Here is a 14,234-nt window from a genome sequence, read left to right on the forward strand (position 1 = left end):
GATGCGCCGGAGCGGCCGGCTACCGATTGTCTCCGAGCAGCGCCTCGCAGACCGCGTCGGTGACCTGAGCGGTGGTCGCGGTGCCGCCGAGATCCGGCGTGTGCAGCCGCGGATCGGCGGTGACGCGCTCGATCGCGCGCATCAGGCGCGCCGCGGCGTCGCGTTCGCCGAGATGCTCGAGCATCATGGCGCCCGACCAGAAGGTGGCGACCGGATTGGCGATGCCCTTGCCGGTGATGTCGAAGGCGGAGCCGTGGATGGGCTCGAACATCGACGGGAACTCGCGCTCGGGATTGATGTTGCCGGTCGGCGCGATGCCGAGCGAGCCGGCCAGCGCGGCCGCCAGATCCGACAGGATGTCGGCGTGCAGGTTGGTCGCCACGATGGTGTCGATGCTGTCGGGGCGCATCACCATCCGCATGGTCATGGCATCGACCAGCATCTTGTCGCAGTCGACATCGGGGAACTCGGCCGCCACCTCGGCGGCGATCTCGTCCCACATCACCATGGCGTGGCGCTGCGCGTTGGACTTGGTGACCACCGTCAGGCGCTTGCGCGGCCGCGAGCGGGCGAGCCCGAAGGCATAGCGCATGATGCGAGTGACGCCGGTGCGGGTGAACATCGCGACGTCGGTGGCGGTCTCGTGCGGGAAGCCCTTGTGGACGCGGCCGCCGACGCCGGCATACTCGCCTTCCGAGTTCTCGCGCACGATCACCCAGTCGAGCTCGGGGCCGGAGACGTGGCGCAGCGGGCTGGTGATGCCGGGCAGCACGCGGGTCGGCCGCACATTGGCGTATTGCTGGAACGGCTGGCAGATGGCGAGGCGCAGGCCCCACAGGGTGACGTGATCAGGCACGTCGGGGGCGCCGACCGCGCCGAAGAAGATCGCGTCGTGGTGGCGGATCTGGTCGCGGCCGTTCTCCGGCATCATGCGGCCGTGCGCCTTGTAGTAGTCGGACCCCCAGTCGAAGTGGTCGACCGCGAGGCGGAAGCCGCCGTCACGCTCGGAACAGACGGCGAGCGCCCGGAGGCCGGCCGCGATCACCTCGGTGCCGATGCCGTCGCCCGGAATGGCCGCGATCCGATAGCTGCGCATGTCGTCCTGCCTTCGTCCTGCTTCCGTCTCGGCTCGCGGGTCGAGGCCGTTCGGGTGATCGTTGTCCGGGGCGGGCACGGGGGGAGCCCTGCGTCTTGCATACCGCCTTCCATGGAAGGTGACGAATCCGCTATACTACCGCCGGCCATCGAGAGTCAATGATCCATAGGAGCTTCCATGCAAGCATGCCCCGCACGCGATGCCCGAAGGGCGCTTCGATGACGGCGCGGCGGGCCGGCGCGGCACCATCTCGCGCGGCGCCATCCCGCGCAGCGCCGCTGCGGACCGCGCGGCCGGCGGCGGGGCCGGCCCGAGGTGAGCCGGTCGCCGACACGTCGGTCGACGGTGCACCGGCGGCGGACGAGCGGCCGTCCTCGCTGGTCGAGGACGCTTACCGGGCCCTCAAGGCGGCGGTGCGCGACAACGTGTTCCCGCCCGGCTATCAGGGCTCCGAGCAGGAGATCGCGGTGCGGCTCGGGATGAGCCGCACGCCGGTGCACGAGGCGCTGATCCGGCTCCAGGAGGAGGGGCTCGTCCGCGTGCTGCCGAAGCGCGGTGTCGTCGTCTGTGCGCTGTCGCCCGACGACATGCGCGAGATCTACGACCTGATCGGCGTTCTCGAAGGGCTCGCCGCCGAGCTGCTGGCGGGCGCCGCGGACGCGGCCCGGCGGCCGGCCATCGCGGCGCTCGACGCCGTCAATGCCGACATGCGTGCGGCCCTCGATCGCGACGATCTCGACGCCTGGGGCGAGGCCGACGGCCGCTTCCACCGGCTGCTGGTCGAGCATTGCGGCAACGCCCGGCTCGCCCGCGCCTACCACACCGTGATGGACCAGTCGCATCGCGCCCGCATGATGACGCTGCGGCTGCGGGCGAAGCCGACGCGCTCGCTCAAGGAGCATCTCGCGCTCACCGCGGCGATCCGCAAGGGCGACGGCGCGCGCGCCGCCATGCTGGCGCGGACGCATCGGCAGCGGGCCCGCGACGAGCTGCTGCCGCTGCTCGCCAGCCTCGGCATGCGGCATTTGTGAGAGTGACGGCTGCGGGGTCACGGCCGCGTGGTGAACGAGGGCTTTCGTCGGGCCGGAAAATTCGGCGTTTTTTCGCAGTTCGAATTAACGCGACGTTCGCGGGGCGAGCGTAAACCCATACCCGTGGTTCGAACTGCCCGGAAGGAGGCCGACATGCTCGACCCGGCGACGCGCCCGGTGCCTGCGGCGGCCATGACGGCCCATGCCGCGACGATGTGCGAGGCGGCGGCCACGCCCGCCACCGTACTGGTGATCGACGACGACGACGTTCAGCGCATGGTGTTGTGCAAGACCGCCGAGCGAGCGGGCTTCGTCGCCACCGGCGCGGCGACCTTCGGGGCCGCGATGGCGCTGCTGCGCCAGCACACCTACACGGTCATCACGCTCGATCTCTCGCTCGGCGCCCGCAACGGCCTCGACGTGATGCATGCCCTCGTGGGGATCGGCTGCCGCACTCCGATCGTCATCGTCAGCGGCGCCAATGCGGCGTTGCGCAGCGAGACGGTGGCGCTCGCCGGCCTCATCAAGCTCGATGTGCGCCACTCGCTGCCGAAGCCGGTGGATCTCGCGCTGCTGCGCCGGGTGCTGAGCAGCATCCGTGAGGAATCGGCGACGCTGCCGGTTGTGGGCTGACGCGAGGTTTCGGTCGGCGCCAGGGCGCGCAGGACGCCTGCGAGCGGACGCGGGCGTGGCGGAAGCGTGTCGTCTCCAACATCGCGGATGCTCCTCCAGCCGCGTCGACGTCGCCTCCGCTGACATGGCGGTCGCGTCGTTGCAGCGGAGGAAAGCGACGCGCAGCCGCACGTCGTGATTGCGGCCTCGTCCGCTGGTTCTAGTCTTCGATCGACCGACGGGGAGGACCCGTCACACGACCGGAGACGACCATGACTGCCACGATGACGATGCCGACCATGCAGACCGCCACGGCGGCCACCGCGATGCCGGCCACCGCCATGCCCGCCATGGGCATGCCGGGCATGGCGATGCCGATGGGGATGACGGGCATGGGCATGATGCCCATGATGATGAACCCGATGATGAATCCCATGATGTCGATGGCCGGCATGATGCCGATGACGATGCCGACCCCGATGATGATGTGCCGGGCCACCTGCACCATGACGGAGACCGGCATGACCTGCGAGATCACCGCCATGGACGCCGCCATGAAGGACATGGTGATGCAGTGCTGCCAGGCGATGTGCAACGCCATGGCGGCCGGCATGCCGATGATGATGACGTGCGGCGGCATGACCTTGTGTTGCATGCCCATGAAGGCGTGATACGGGTGCCGACCGGGCTGCGTCGCCGGACCAAACTCCTGTGACGGCGCCGCGGCCGACACGACAGATAGCGGACGATCGGCCGAGCCCCGCTCAGCCGATCGTCGCCACATAGGTCATCACCAGATACAGCACCGCCTCGGTGGAGCCGAAATTGCGGTAGCCGTGCGGAACGTCGGCCTCGAACAGCAGGGCGTCGCCTTCGGCGAGATCGATCGGCGGCTGCTGTCCGATCAGGATCTCCACCGCGCCGCGGGCGACGATCAGGTTCTCCCGGGTGCCGGGCGCGTGCGCATCGGCGTCCTCGCGGTGGAACGGCGCGATCCGCACCTCGTAGAACTCCACCTGCCGGGCATCGTCGAACGGAAACAGCGCCCGCGACGTGAAGCGCCCCTCGCTCGAGGCCAGCACCTTGGCGCGATCACGGCGTAGCACCAGCGCCCCGGCATGCTTCTCCGCCGTCAGCAGCGTCGCGAACGGAACCCCGAGCGCGATCGCCACCTTCCACAAGAGTGCGATCGTCGGCGTGCTCTTGCCGGTCTCGATCTGCCCCAGCATGGCGCGGCTGACGCCGGACAGGCGGGCGAGGCGCTCCAGCGAATGGCCCTGCCGGGTGCGCAGACGCCGCAGGTTTCGGCCGACCACGACGGCGAGGTCGGACCCGTCGGCATCGCGGCCGACCGGGTGGTCGTCCGGGTACTGATCGGGCGGACTGTGCTGGTTCATGGCACGGTGTGACGGTCCGGCGCAGTCGGGGCGGCGAGCCAGAGCGGCGTCCACATCATCAGGCACGGCACCGGCAGCATGATCATGGCGAAGAAGGGCGGCACCATCGGCGCCGCGGCTGCGGCCGCGTGGTGCGCTGCGGCGGGGCGCCGGCGGGCGGCCCGATAGGCCGACAGATCGATGATGGTTGCGCTGGCGGTGCTCATGCGAACTCCGAGACTCCGTCTGTCGCGGCGGTATCCCATGGATGACGCGCCCGGCGTGCAGCCGCAAGGGGCGGCGGCGAAAAGCGAAGCGCCTCTGCGATCGCGGCCGGTGACAGACGTGATTTTCTCCTTCCCGCGACGCCACGAGACGGCCCTGTGCCGACCAGGCACGAGACTCGCCCGCCGGTCGGGGCCGATGGCTGCGCTGCCGGCGGGCGGCGAACGAAATTTCGCGACCCAGGGGTATCGAGAGGAGGATTCGGCCCGCGCCGGCCGAAAATTTGAAATCCGCTTCGGTTGATTCCGGCGGCGATCTGCGCGACCTATTGGGGTATCGGCCGATGGCTCTCTCGAACCCATCGGACGATCGCGGGATTTGACGGAGCAGCTTGCGGCCGCGCACCAACCGCTAAAGCGCCACGAAGGCGTTCGTGGGCTCCGATTTGCTTGGAGAGGAGCCCCATGGCCATCTCGACAGTCTCACCTCGATCGATCTCCGCTGCCGCGGCCACCACCACGGCGCGCCCCGCGACCTTCTCGCTGATGGACGCGCTGGTCGGGCGTGTCGGCGATCTCGCGGCCGACCTGCGGTCGCGCGTCACTCCGACCGGCAGCGCCGCCCAGCATGCCGCCGCCGCGGCGATGGATGTGCCGGCCGTCCGCTTCGAGGCGGTGTCGCGGATCTTCCCGGCCCGCAAGAGCGATCCGGCGGTGGCGGCGCTCGATCACGTCTCGCTCGATGTGGCGCCCGGCTCGATCTACGGCATCATCGGCCGCTCCGGCGCCGGCAAGTCCACGCTGGTGCGCCTCGTCAACGGCCTCGATCGGCCGACGCAGGGACGGGTGCTGATCGACGGCGTCGACCTCGCCGGGCTCGACGCGCCCGGTCTGCGCGCGCTCCGCCGGCGCATCGGCATGATCTTCCAGCATTTCAACCTGCTGTCGTCGCGTACCGCGGCCGCCAATGTGGCGCTGCCGCTGGAGCTCGCCGGCGTGCCGGCCGAGACGATCCGGACGCGCGTCGCCGAGCTTCTGGATCTGGTCGGGCTCGCCGACAAGGCGAACCGCTATCCGGCCGAGCTGTCGGGTGGGCAGAAGCAGCGTGTCGGCATCGCCCGGGCGCTCGCCACCGAGCCCAAGGTGCTGCTGTCCGACGAGGCCACCTCGGCGCTCGACCCGGAGACCACCGAGCAGATCCTGGCGCTGCTGAAGCGCGTCAATGCGCTGACCGGCGTCACCATCGTGCTGATCACCCACGAGATGCGCGTGATCACCTCGATCTGCGACCGCGTCGCCGTGCTGGAAGGCGGCCGGGTGGTGGAGGAGGGTGCCGTCTACGGCGTCTTCGCTCATCCGCGGGCCGAGACGACGCGGCGTCTCGTCGCCGCCGTCAACGGCACCGCGCTGCCGCCCGAGCTGTCGGCGCGGCTGCGCGCCGATCCGGCTGGCGCCAGCCTCACGGTGTTGCGCATCGTCTTCACCGGAGACGAGGCGACCGAGCCGATCCTGAGCCGGCTGTCGCGCAGCCTCGACATCGAGGTGAACATCCTGGCCGGCCGCATCGACGAGATCGGCGGCGCGCCGTTCGGGACCCTGGTGGTCGGGGTGCCATCGCGGCCAGATCTGGTCGCCGCCGTGACGGAGCTGGTGCGGTCGAACGGTCTCGGCGTGGAGGTGCTCGGCCATGTCGCCTGAACTCGTCCGCCTGGTCTTCGATGCCACGCTCGAAACGCTCTACATGGTGGCGGCGGCCGGCCTGCTCGGCACGCTGTTCGGCCTGCCGCTCGGTGTCTTCCTCGCCACCAGCGGGCGCGGCGAGCTGTTCGCGGCACCGCTCGTCAATCGTGTGCTCGGCACGATCGTGAACGCGGCGCGCTCGACCCCGTTCATCATCCTGGTGGTCGCCATCATCCCGTTCACGCGGCTGCTGGCCGGCACCTCCATCGGCACCACGGCGGCCATCGTGCCGCTCACCGTGGCGGCGACGCCGTTCATCGCCCGCATCGTCGAGGCGGCGATCCGCGAGGTGGATCACGGGCTCGTCGAAGCCGCCAAGGCGATGGGCGCGACGCCCTTGCAGATCGTCCGCAAGGTGCTGCTGCCGGAGGCGCTGCCCGGCCTCACCCTCGGCCTCACCCTGACGGTGGTCAGCCTGATCGGCCATTCGGCCATGGTGGGCGCCGTCGGCGGGGGCGGTCTCGGCGATCTCGGCATCCGGTTCGGCTACCAGCGATTCATGCCGGACGTGATGCTGGTGGTGGTGGTGGTGCTGATCGTGCTGGTGCAGGCGGTGCAGAGCGCCGGCGAGGCGCTGGCCCGCCGCGCCGACCGGCGCGTCCGCCGCGGCTGAGCGATCGCCGAGCGAGCGCGGCGACCGACCCGTCGCCGTGCGCGGGCGATCGCCGAAATCGGCGGTCGTCCGACCTTTCCGTCTTTCAATCCGTCCGTCTCATCTCTTCGTCAGGAGAGCCGTCATGTCGCATGCCTTCACCCGCCGGATCTTCGCCACCACGGTGGTGGCCGCCGTGATCCTTCCGCTCGCCGCCACGGCGCAGACGCCGTCGTCGGCGCCCGCCCCCCAGACGATCCGCATCGGCGCCACCGCCGGCCCGCACGCCCAGATCCTCGAGGTGGTGAAGGGCGTCGCCGCCAAGCGCGGGCTCGACCTGAAGATCGTCGAGTTCTCCGACTACATCACGCCGAATGTCGCGCTCGACGCCGGTGACCTCGAGGCCAACTCGTACCAGCACGGTCCCTTCCTGGAGCAGCAGAAGAAGGACCGCCGGTTCCGGCTGGAGAGCGTCGGGTCGACCGTCAACTTCCCGATCGGCCTCTACTCGAAGAAATACAAGAGCTGGGACGCGGTGCCGGACGGCGCGCGCGTCGCCATCCCGAACGATCCGACCAATGGCGGCCGCTCGCTGCTGCTGCTCCAGGACAAGGGCGTGATCAAGCTGCGCGACGGCGTCGGCTGGTCGCCGACCGTGCTCGACGTGGTGCAGAATCCGAAGAAGCTGCGCTTCGTCGAGATCGAGGCGGCGCAGACGCCGCGCGCCCTCGACGACGTCGACGCCGCCGCGGTCAACACCAACTACGCGATCCCGGCGGGCCTCAATCCCGGTCGCGACGCCATCCTGCGCGAGGACCCGAAGGGGCCATACGTGAACCTGATCGTCGTGCGGGCCGCCGATCGCGACAAGCCGTGGGTGGCGACGTTCGTCGAGAGCTATCGGTCGCCGGAGGTCAAGGCGTTCATCGAGCAGAAGTTCGACGGCGCCGTGCTGGCCTCCTGGTGAAGCGGCCGGATCAGCCGTGAGCGTGGTGGCGCGCGAGAGATCCTCGCAGCCACTGACGATCTTCTCCCGGCCTCCACCGGAGGCCGGGTTCTTTCTCCGGATCGCACGAGAATAACGAGACCGTTCGTCTTGATGACGATGCCGCGCCGGCGCAACCTTGGCGCATGGTCACCACCCGTCTCGCTCCGCACGATCTCCCGACGCGCCTCCGGCGCATCCTGTCGGATCTGGCTCGGTCCTATCGGGAGGCGGCGGCGCCGGAGCTCTGGCACGTCGTTCACGACGGCCGCGTCCATGGCGTTCTGAGCCGCGACGGCTGTCACTGGACGCTGGCTTGGACAGATGTTGCCGACCCGCGGCTCGTGGCGTTCGGCGGGCCGCTCGTCGGTGAGGCCGACGACATCGGCGCGGCACTCGTGCGACATCTCGCGGCGACCGCGCCGGCCGGAACGGCGGGCGCCGAGACGCTCCGCCTGTCGCCGGTGCTTGTGGTGTAGCCGCCAGGTTTTGCCGCAGCCGCGCGGTCCGCCCGCTCCCGCAGCCCACTCTCCGCTCAGTCCCGCGCAAGCGGGACTCCAGACGGGCGCCGAGTCATACGAGATCCGGCTGATCAACTCGATGGTCATTCCGGAAGCCGCGAAGCGGCTGTCCGGAATCCAGCCGAGAGCTCCGAGTTTGCCGCTGGATTCCGGGCTCGCCGCTGCGCGGCGCCCCGGAATGACGGCGCACGGATCACCGCAAAACAGTATCAGAGTTGGGCGCCGTCCAGCGCCGTCGCCGGCAGGGGACGCACGCGCGCCAGGATCGCCTGCACCAGACGCTCGGCCGCGACATCGGGCGTGGTCGTCGCGGTGTCGATCACCAGCGCCGGGTCGCGCGGGGGCTCGTACGCCTGGTCGCGGCCGGTGAAGTCGACGATGCGGCCGCTCTCCGCCTTGGCATACAGACCCTTGGGATCGCGGCTGCGGCAGGTCTCGGCCGGTGCATCGATCAGCACCTCCATGAAGCGGCCGGCCGGGAACAGCGCCGCCGCGGCCGCGCGATCGGCGCGGAACGGCGAGACGAGAGCGACCAGCACGATCAGGCCGGCATCGACCATCAGACGCGCCACCTCGCCGACGCGACGCACGTTTTCGGCGCGCCCGCGCGGGTCGAAGCCGAGATCGGCGTTGAGGCCGCGCCGCAGGTTGTCGCCGTCGAGCACCATGGTGTGATGACCGAGAGCGACGAGGCGGCGTTCCACCAGGCTCGCGATGGTCGACTTGCCGGCGCCGGGCAGGCCGGTGAGCCAGACCGCCAGCGGCTGCTGGGCCTTCAGATGCGCCCGCACGTCGGGGTCGACCGCGTCGGCCTGGGGATGGACGTCGCGGGCGGCGTCGAGCGGCGCCACGATCAGTCCGGCCGCGGCGGTGGTTCCGGTCGCTCGGTCGATCAGGATGAAGCCGCCGGTGGCGCGGTTCTCGGCGTAAGGGTCGATCGCCACCGGCAACGCCGTCTCGACATGGACGCGGCCGATGCCGTTGAGCATCAGCCGGTCGTCTGCGACACGGTCGAGGCTGCCGAGATCGAGCCGGTCCACCACGCGGAGCAACGTCGCCGGCACCGAGGCGGTGCCGATCTTGAGCAGGACGCGATCCCCCGCCGCGGCGTCGCGGTCGGTCATCCAGACGAGATCGGCCGAGAAGCGCCGCGTCACCGTCGGGCGCTCGCGCGGCGGCACCAGCACGTCGCCACGGCCGACATCGACCTCGTCCGCGAAGGTGAGCGTCACCGCCGCGCCGGCAGTGGCCTCGGGCAGGTCGCCGTCCATGGTGACGATGCGGGCCACCCGGGTGGTGCGGCCCGAGGCGGCCACCACGACGGGATCGCCGACCACCACGCGGCCGCTCGCCACCGTGCCGGCGGCGCCGCGGAAGTCGGCGTGCGGGCGGCTCACCCACTGCACCGGAAAGCGGAGCGGGGCATCGGCCGCATCGGCTATCTCGATCGTCTCGAGATGCTGAAGCAGGGTCGGCCCACCGTACCAGGGCGTCGCGGCGCTGACGCGGACCACATTGTCACCAAAGCGTGCCGACAGCGGGATGGCCGTGACGGTGCGCAACGCGAGCGGCGCCGCGAAGCTCCGGAAGGCATCGTCCACCTCGGCGAAGCGCGCCGCCGACCAGCCGACCAGGTCCATCTTGTTCACCGCCAGCACCACGTCGCGGATGCCGAGCAGCGCCACGATGGCGGCATGCCGTCGCGTCTGCTCCAGCAGACCCTTGCGGGCGTCGACCAGCAGCACCGCGAGCTCTGCCCCGGAGGCGCCGGTCGCCATGTTGCGGGTGTACTGCACATGGCCGGGCGTGTCGGCGACCATGAAGGCGCGTCGCGCCGACGAGAAGAACCGATAGGCGACATCGATGGTGATGCCCTGCTGGCGCTCGGCTTCCAGGCCATCGAGCAGCAGGGCGACGTCGATGTCGTCGCCGGTGGTACCGAAGCGGCGGCTGTCGTGTGAGAGGGCGGCGAGCTGATCCTCGAACACCGCCTGGGTCTCGTGCAGCAGGCGGCCGATGAGGGTCGACTTGCCGTCGTCGACGGAGCCGCAGGCGATCAGCCGCAAGGCGCCCCGCGCGCGCACGGCGGCGGACGCCGCGTCGTCCTGCGGTGGCGTCGGGCGGGCCGGAGCGGTGGGTCGGATCAGGGTCGGCGTCACGGTCGACATCAGAAGTAGCCCTCGCGCTTCTTGGCTTCCATGGAGGCGGCCAGTGCGGCGTCGACCAGGCGGCCGTTGCGTTCCGACACGCGCGACGCGACGATCTCGGCCACGATGCCGTCGAGGTCGGTCGCGGGGGATTCGACCGCGCCGGTGAGCGGCCAGCAGCCGAGGGTGCGGAAACGCACCACGCGCGGCTCCACCCGCTCGCCGGGGCGGAACCGCATGCGGGGATCGTCGACCACCAGCAGGGCGCCGTCGCGCTCCACCACCGGGCGCTCGGCCGCGAAGTAGAGCGGCACGATCGGGATCGCCTCGGCGCGGATGTAGTCCCACACGTCGAGCTCGGTCCAGTTGGAGAGCGGGAAGACGCGCATGGAGTCGCCCGGGGCGAGGCGCGTGTTGAACAGGCGCCACAGCTCGGGCCGCTGGTTGCGCGGGTCCCAGACATGGTTGCGCCGGTGCGAGAAGATCCGCTCCTTTGCGCGCGACTTCTCCTCGTCGCGCCGGGCGCCGCCGAAGGCGGCGTCGAACCCGTAGGCATCGAGCGCCGCCTTGAGGGCTTCGGTCAGCATCAGGCGGGTGTACTCGCCGGTCTCGGTGTCGAACGGGTTGGTGCCGGCCGCGGCCGCCTCGGCATTGGTGTGGACGAGCAGATCGAGCCCATAAGTGGACGCCATGCGGTCGCGATGCGCCAGCACCGCGGCGAAGTCCCAGCCCGTCGCGATGTGCAGGAGCGGGAAGGGCGGCCGTCCCGGAAAGAACGCCTTGCGGGCGATGTGCAGCATCACCGAGGAATCCTTGCCGACCGAGTAGAGCATCACCGGCTTGCGGAACTCGGCCGCGACCTCGCGCATGATGTGGATCGCCTCGGCCTCCAGGCGGCGCAGATGCGGCGACAGGCGCCGCTGCTGCTCCGGCGGACGCGCGGCTTCGGCGGTGGACGGGCGATCGACGAGCACTTCGGCGCTGCGCATGGCGGGCCTCATCACAGATGCGGGGCCGAGACGCGCCGCCATGGGTGCGACTCGGGCCTGATTTCGGACGCCTCGGCGGAGGCGGGTTGATAGTGGTGCCGCACGGCGACGACACGTTGGTCGCGTAGCGCCGCGACGGTGCCGGGATGCGAGACCTCGAAGGCATCGAAGCCGCAGCGGCGCATCAGCGGAATCTGGTCGTGGAGCACATCGCCGATGGCGCGCAGCTCGCCCCGATAGCCGTGGCGCTCGCGCAGCAGCCGGGCCAGCGAGTAGGGACGACCGTCGCCATATTTCGGGAAGCGCAGCGCGATCAGCGCGAGACGCGGCAGATCGGGAACGATGCCGGCGAGAGTGTCGCCGGCGGTGAGCACCACCCCCACCGGGTCGGTGCGGCCGAGCAGCGTGTCGCGCTCGGTGAGGAACCGGGTGCGCGACACCGCCACCGCACCCGTCGCGGGCAGGGGCGTGTCGTCGGTCGGGAACGTCCAGTCGTCGGTCACGAACGCACCGGAGCGATAGAGCGGCATGATCAGGACTCCGTCGTGACAGCGATGCTGCGGCGGCCGTGCAGGCCGCACTCGGTTTTCTCGAAGCCGCGCCAGCGGCCGGCGCGGCTGTCCTCGTCGACGGCGACGCGCGACGTGCAGGGCACGCAGCCGATCGATGGATAACCCTGCGGCGCCAGCGGGTGCTCGGGCAGCCCGTGAGCCCGACGCCAGGTGGCGGCGCGCTCGGCCGTCCAGCCGGCGAGCGGGTTGATCCTGATGCGCGCGCCGTCCCATTCGGCGGGAGGGAGATCCCTGCGGGTCACCGCTTGGTCGCGCCGCCGCCCGGTCAGCAGGGCCGCGAAGGGCGTGATCGCGGTCTCGAACGGCGATACCTTGCGGAGCCCGCAGCAGGCGTCCGGGTCCTGGCCCGCGAGCGCCTCGTGCGGGTCCAGGCGGGCGAGCGCGGCGGCCGCGGGCCGCACGGTGCGCACGTCGGCGAGGCCGAGGCGGGCGACGAGCGCGTCGCGATACGCGAGCGTCTCCGGGAACAGCCGCTGCGTGTCGACGAGGATCACCGGCGTCGCCGGATCGACGCGCGCCACCATGTGCAGCAGCACTGCCGCGTCGGCCCCGAACGAGGAGACGAGCGCGATCCGACCCGCGAACCGGCGGAGCGCGTCGACGACGATCTCGGGCGCATCGGCGTGTCGCCAGGTGGCGACGAGATCGCGGACCGTGGCGGCGGCTCCGGGCGAGGCGTCGTCACTCGGCCGCAGCATAGAGGGCCTCCCGGAACGGCGCTTCGCCGAGGCGGCGATAGGCGGCGAGGAAATTCTCCCGAGGCGAGGTGCGCAGCGACAGATAGGTGTCGATCACCGTCTCCACCGCATCGACGATGCGACGCGACGAGAAGCCGGGGCCGACGATCTCGCCGATCGTGCAGGTCTCGTCGCCCGATCCGCCGAGGGTGATCTGGTAGAACTCCTCGCCCTTGCGTTCGAGGCCGAGAATGCCGATGTGGCCGACGTGATGGTGGCCGCAGGCGTTGATGCAGCCGGAGATCTTGATCTTGATGTCGCCGATCTCGTGCTGGCGATCGAGATCCGCGAAGCGCTCCGAGATCCGCTCGGCGACCGGGATCGAGCGCGCGGTGGCGAGGGCGCAGTAGTCGAGTCCCGGGCAGGAGATGATATCGGTGACGAGACCCGCGTTCGGGGTCGCGAGGCCCGCCTGGCGCAGCGCCGCGAACACCGCGGGCAGGTCGTCGCGGCGAACATGCGGCAGCACCAGGTTCTGCTCGTGGCTCACCCGGATCTCGTCGAAGGCGTAATGCGCCGCGATGTCGGCGACCGCCTCCATCTGGGTCGCGGTCGCGTCACCGGGTGGGCCGCCGACCGGCTTCAGCGACACCGTCACGATGGCGTAGCTCGGCACCTTGTGGGGGTGCGCGTTGCGCGATGCGAAACGAGCGAAATCGGGATCGGCCGCGATCGCCCGCTCGAACACGACGGAGCGTTCCGGCAGAGCCGCGAAGGGTGGCGGGGCGAAATAGGTCGCGATCCGGTCGCGCTCGGTGGCGGGCAGATCGAGCGCCTCGTCGCGCAGCGCCGCGAACTCCGCCTCGACGGCCTTGCGGAATGCCGCCTCGCCGCTCTCGTGAACGAGGATCTTGATGCGCGCCTTGTACTTGTTGTCGCGTCGCCCCTCCAGATTGTAGACCCGCAGGATGGCGGTGCAGTAGGCGAGGAGATCGCGCTCGGGCAGAAAGTCGCGGATTTTGCGCGCCACCATCGGGGTGCGGCCCTGGCCGCCGCCCACATAGACCACGAAGCCGAGCGCGCCGGCCGTGTCGCGTGTCACCTGCAAGCCGATGTCGTGGGTCTGGATGGCGGCGCGGTCGTGCGGACTGCCGGTCACTGCGATCTTGAACTTGCGCGGCAGGAAGGTGAACTCCGGGTGGAGCGACGACCACTGCCGCAGGATCTCCGCATAGGGCCGCGGATCGGCGATCTCGTCGGTCGCGGCGCCGGCGAAGTGATCGGCCGTCACGTTGCGGATGCAGTTGCCGGAGGTCTGGATGGCGTGCATCTCGACGGCGGCGAGCTTCTCCAGGATGTCGGGCACGTCCTTCAGGGCGATCCAGTTGAACTGGAGATTCTGCCGCGTCGTGAAGTGGCCGTAACCGCGGTCGTGATCGCGAGCGATAGCGGCGAGCTGCCGGAGCTGGCGCGACGACAGCGTGCCGTAGGGGATCGCGATGCGCAGCATGTAGGCGTGGAGCTGGAGATAGACGCCGTTCATCAGCCGCAGCGGCTTGAACTGGTCCTCGGTCAGCTCGCCCGACAGGCGGCGGCCCACCTGGTCGCGGAACTCGGCGACGCGCTCCTGCACGAAGGCGCGGTCGAACTCGTCGTAGCGGTACATGGGCGC

15 protein-coding genes are annotated in these 14,234 nt (G+C 70.5%); 6 read left to right on the forward strand and 9 right to left on the reverse strand.

The window, feature by feature from the left end; all coding sequences use genetic code 11:
- Positions 1–19: 19 nt before the first annotated feature.
- Positions 20–1,096, reverse strand: coding sequence for a tartrate dehydrogenase (locus ACFQUV_RS07215; RefSeq protein ID WP_129610224.1), 1,077 nt, complete (start codon positions 1,094–1,096; stop codon positions 20–22).
- 185 nt (positions 1,097–1,281) lie between these two features.
- Here ACFQUV_RS07215 and ACFQUV_RS07220 point away from each other — a divergent pair, with 185 nt between their 5' ends.
- Both ACFQUV_RS07220 and ACFQUV_RS07225 read left to right on the forward strand, forming a co-directional pair.
- On the forward strand, positions 1,282–2,127 hold the full coding sequence (locus ACFQUV_RS07220) for a GntR family transcriptional regulator (RefSeq protein ID WP_307719471.1): 846 nt from the start codon (positions 1,282–1,284) through the stop codon (positions 2,125–2,127).
- Between the two features lie 153 nt (positions 2,128–2,280).
- Positions 2,281–2,760 carry a response regulator gene (locus ACFQUV_RS07225; protein WP_129610225.1) on the forward strand — a complete coding sequence of 160 codons (480 nt, stop codon included), beginning with the start codon at positions 2,281–2,283 and terminating at the stop codon, positions 2,758–2,760.
- Positions 2,761–2,959: 199 nt separating this feature from the next.
- Here ACFQUV_RS07225 and ACFQUV_RS07230 read toward each other — a convergent pair whose 3' ends face one another.
- Genes ACFQUV_RS07230 through ACFQUV_RS07240 form a run of 3 tightly spaced genes read right to left on the reverse strand, consistent with a single transcriptional unit; the run spans position 2,960 to position 4,342 of the window.
- Positions 2,960–3,523, reverse strand: coding sequence for a hypothetical protein (locus ACFQUV_RS07230; RefSeq protein WP_207211535.1), 564 nt, complete (start codon positions 3,521–3,523; stop codon positions 2,960–2,962).
- Positions 3,504–4,136 carry a helix-turn-helix domain-containing protein gene (locus ACFQUV_RS07235; RefSeq protein ID WP_129610227.1) on the reverse strand — a complete coding sequence of 211 codons (633 nt, stop codon included), beginning with the start codon at positions 4,134–4,136 and terminating at the stop codon, positions 3,504–3,506. Before ACFQUV_RS07235 ends, ACFQUV_RS07230 begins: the two co-directional genes overlap by 20 nt.
- The gene (locus ACFQUV_RS07240) at positions 4,133–4,342 is read right to left on the reverse strand and encodes a hypothetical protein (protein ID WP_129610229.1); all 210 of its coding nucleotides are present in this window, start codon (positions 4,340–4,342) and stop codon (positions 4,133–4,135) included. Before ACFQUV_RS07240 ends, ACFQUV_RS07235 begins: the two co-directional genes overlap by 4 nt.
- Before the next feature lie 642 nt (positions 4,343–4,984).
- On the opposite strand from ACFQUV_RS07240, the gene ACFQUV_RS07245 reads away from it, so the two are divergent.
- From ACFQUV_RS07245 to ACFQUV_RS07260, 4 genes are all read left to right on the forward strand, one after another.
- A complete protein-coding gene (locus ACFQUV_RS07245; protein ID WP_129610271.1) occupies positions 4,985–6,037 on the forward strand; it encodes a methionine ABC transporter ATP-binding protein in 1,053 nt (350 codons plus the stop codon).
- Positions 6,027–6,692, forward strand: a complete 666-nt coding sequence (locus ACFQUV_RS07250) for a methionine ABC transporter permease (RefSeq protein WP_129610231.1) — start codon at positions 6,027–6,029, stop codon at positions 6,690–6,692. Before ACFQUV_RS07245 ends, ACFQUV_RS07250 begins: the two co-directional genes overlap by 11 nt.
- A 124-nt stretch (positions 6,693–6,816) precedes the next feature.
- Positions 6,817–7,638 carry a MetQ/NlpA family ABC transporter substrate-binding protein gene (locus tag ACFQUV_RS07255; RefSeq protein WP_129610233.1) on the forward strand — a complete coding sequence of 274 codons (822 nt, stop codon included), beginning with the start codon at positions 6,817–6,819 and terminating at the stop codon, positions 7,636–7,638.
- Between the two features lie 164 nt (positions 7,639–7,802).
- Positions 7,803–8,135: a hypothetical protein gene (locus ACFQUV_RS07260; RefSeq protein WP_129610235.1), complete on the forward strand. Its 333-nt coding sequence runs from the start codon at positions 7,803–7,805 to the stop codon at positions 8,133–8,135.
- A 251-nt stretch (positions 8,136–8,386) separates the two neighbouring features.
- On the opposite strand, the gene cysC is transcribed toward ACFQUV_RS07260, so the two are convergent.
- The 5 genes from cysC to ACFQUV_RS07285 are packed head-to-tail and all read right to left on the reverse strand — an operon-like array spanning position 8,387 to position 14,228.
- Positions 8,387–10,345: an adenylyl-sulfate kinase gene (gene cysC / locus ACFQUV_RS07265; protein ID WP_129610237.1), complete on the reverse strand. Its 1,959-nt coding sequence runs from the start codon at positions 10,343–10,345 to the stop codon at positions 8,387–8,389.
- Complete coding sequence (gene cysD / locus ACFQUV_RS07270; RefSeq protein WP_129610239.1) at positions 10,345–11,313, reverse strand: sulfate adenylyltransferase subunit CysD; 969 nt, start codon at positions 11,311–11,313, stop codon at positions 10,345–10,347. The genes cysC and cysD overlap by 1 nt, the downstream gene beginning before the upstream one ends.
- Positions 11,314–11,324: 11 nt before the next feature.
- Positions 11,325–11,843, reverse strand: coding sequence for a DUF934 domain-containing protein (locus ACFQUV_RS07275; RefSeq protein WP_129610241.1), 519 nt, complete (start codon positions 11,841–11,843; stop codon positions 11,325–11,327).
- A 2-nt stretch (positions 11,844–11,845) separates the two neighbouring features.
- A complete protein-coding gene (locus ACFQUV_RS07280; RefSeq protein ID WP_129610243.1) occupies positions 11,846–12,583 on the reverse strand; it encodes a phosphoadenylyl-sulfate reductase in 738 nt (245 codons plus the stop codon).
- Positions 12,567–14,228: a nitrite/sulfite reductase gene (locus tag ACFQUV_RS07285; protein ID WP_129610245.1), complete on the reverse strand. Its 1,662-nt coding sequence runs from the start codon at positions 14,226–14,228 to the stop codon at positions 12,567–12,569. Before ACFQUV_RS07285 ends, ACFQUV_RS07280 begins: the two co-directional genes overlap by 17 nt.
- Positions 14,229–14,234 lie beyond the last annotated feature (6 nt).

This window comes from Rhodoplanes sp. P11 (assembly GCF_964266735.1).
Lineage (GTDB): Bacteria > Pseudomonadota > Alphaproteobacteria > Rhizobiales > Xanthobacteraceae > Rhodoplanes > Rhodoplanes serenus.

What these genes read in the sequence shown, in the direction of transcription:
- ACFQUV_RS07215 (WP_129610224.1), bottom strand. Translation starts at nt 1,096, where the DNA reads ATGCGCAGCTATCGGATCGCGGCCATTCCGGGCGACGGCATCGGCACC.
- ACFQUV_RS07220 (WP_307719471.1), top strand. Translation starts at nt 1,282, where the DNA reads ATGCCCCGCACGCGATGCCCGAAGGGCGCTTCGATGACGGCGCGGCGG.
- ACFQUV_RS07225 (WP_129610225.1), top strand. Translation starts at nt 2,281, where the DNA reads ATGCTCGACCCGGCGACGCGCCCGGTGCCTGCGGCGGCCATGACGGCC.
- ACFQUV_RS07230 (WP_207211535.1), bottom strand. Translation starts at nt 3,523, where the DNA reads ATGTGGCGACGATCGGCTGAGCGGGGCTCGGCCGATCGTCCGCTATCT.
- ACFQUV_RS07235 (WP_129610227.1), bottom strand. Translation starts at nt 4,136, where the DNA reads ATGAACCAGCACAGTCCGCCCGATCAGTACCCGGACGACCACCCGGTC.
- ACFQUV_RS07240 (WP_129610229.1), bottom strand. Translation starts at nt 4,342, where the DNA reads ATGAGCACCGCCAGCGCAACCATCATCGATCTGTCGGCCTATCGGGCC.
- ACFQUV_RS07245 (WP_129610271.1), top strand. Translation starts at nt 4,985, where the DNA reads ATGGATGTGCCGGCCGTCCGCTTCGAGGCGGTGTCGCGGATCTTCCCG.
- ACFQUV_RS07250 (WP_129610231.1), top strand. Translation starts at nt 6,027, where the DNA reads ATGTCGCCTGAACTCGTCCGCCTGGTCTTCGATGCCACGCTCGAAACG.
- ACFQUV_RS07255 (WP_129610233.1), top strand. Translation starts at nt 6,817, where the DNA reads ATGTCGCATGCCTTCACCCGCCGGATCTTCGCCACCACGGTGGTGGCC.
- ACFQUV_RS07260 (WP_129610235.1), top strand. Translation starts at nt 7,803, where the DNA reads ATGGTCACCACCCGTCTCGCTCCGCACGATCTCCCGACGCGCCTCCGG.
- cysC (WP_129610237.1), bottom strand. Translation starts at nt 10,345, where the DNA reads ATGTCGACCGTGACGCCGACCCTGATCCGACCCACCGCTCCGGCCCGC.
- cysD (WP_129610239.1), bottom strand. Translation starts at nt 11,313, where the DNA reads ATGCGCAGCGCCGAAGTGCTCGTCGATCGCCCGTCCACCGCCGAAGCC.
- ACFQUV_RS07275 (WP_129610241.1), bottom strand. Translation starts at nt 11,843, where the DNA reads ATGCCGCTCTATCGCTCCGGTGCGTTCGTGACCGACGACTGGACGTTC.
- ACFQUV_RS07280 (WP_129610243.1), bottom strand. Translation starts at nt 12,583, where the DNA reads ATGCTGCGGCCGAGTGACGACGCCTCGCCCGGAGCCGCCGCCACGGTC.
- ACFQUV_RS07285 (WP_129610245.1), bottom strand. Translation starts at nt 14,228, where the DNA reads ATGTACCGCTACGACGAGTTCGACCGCGCCTTCGTGCAGGAGCGCGTC.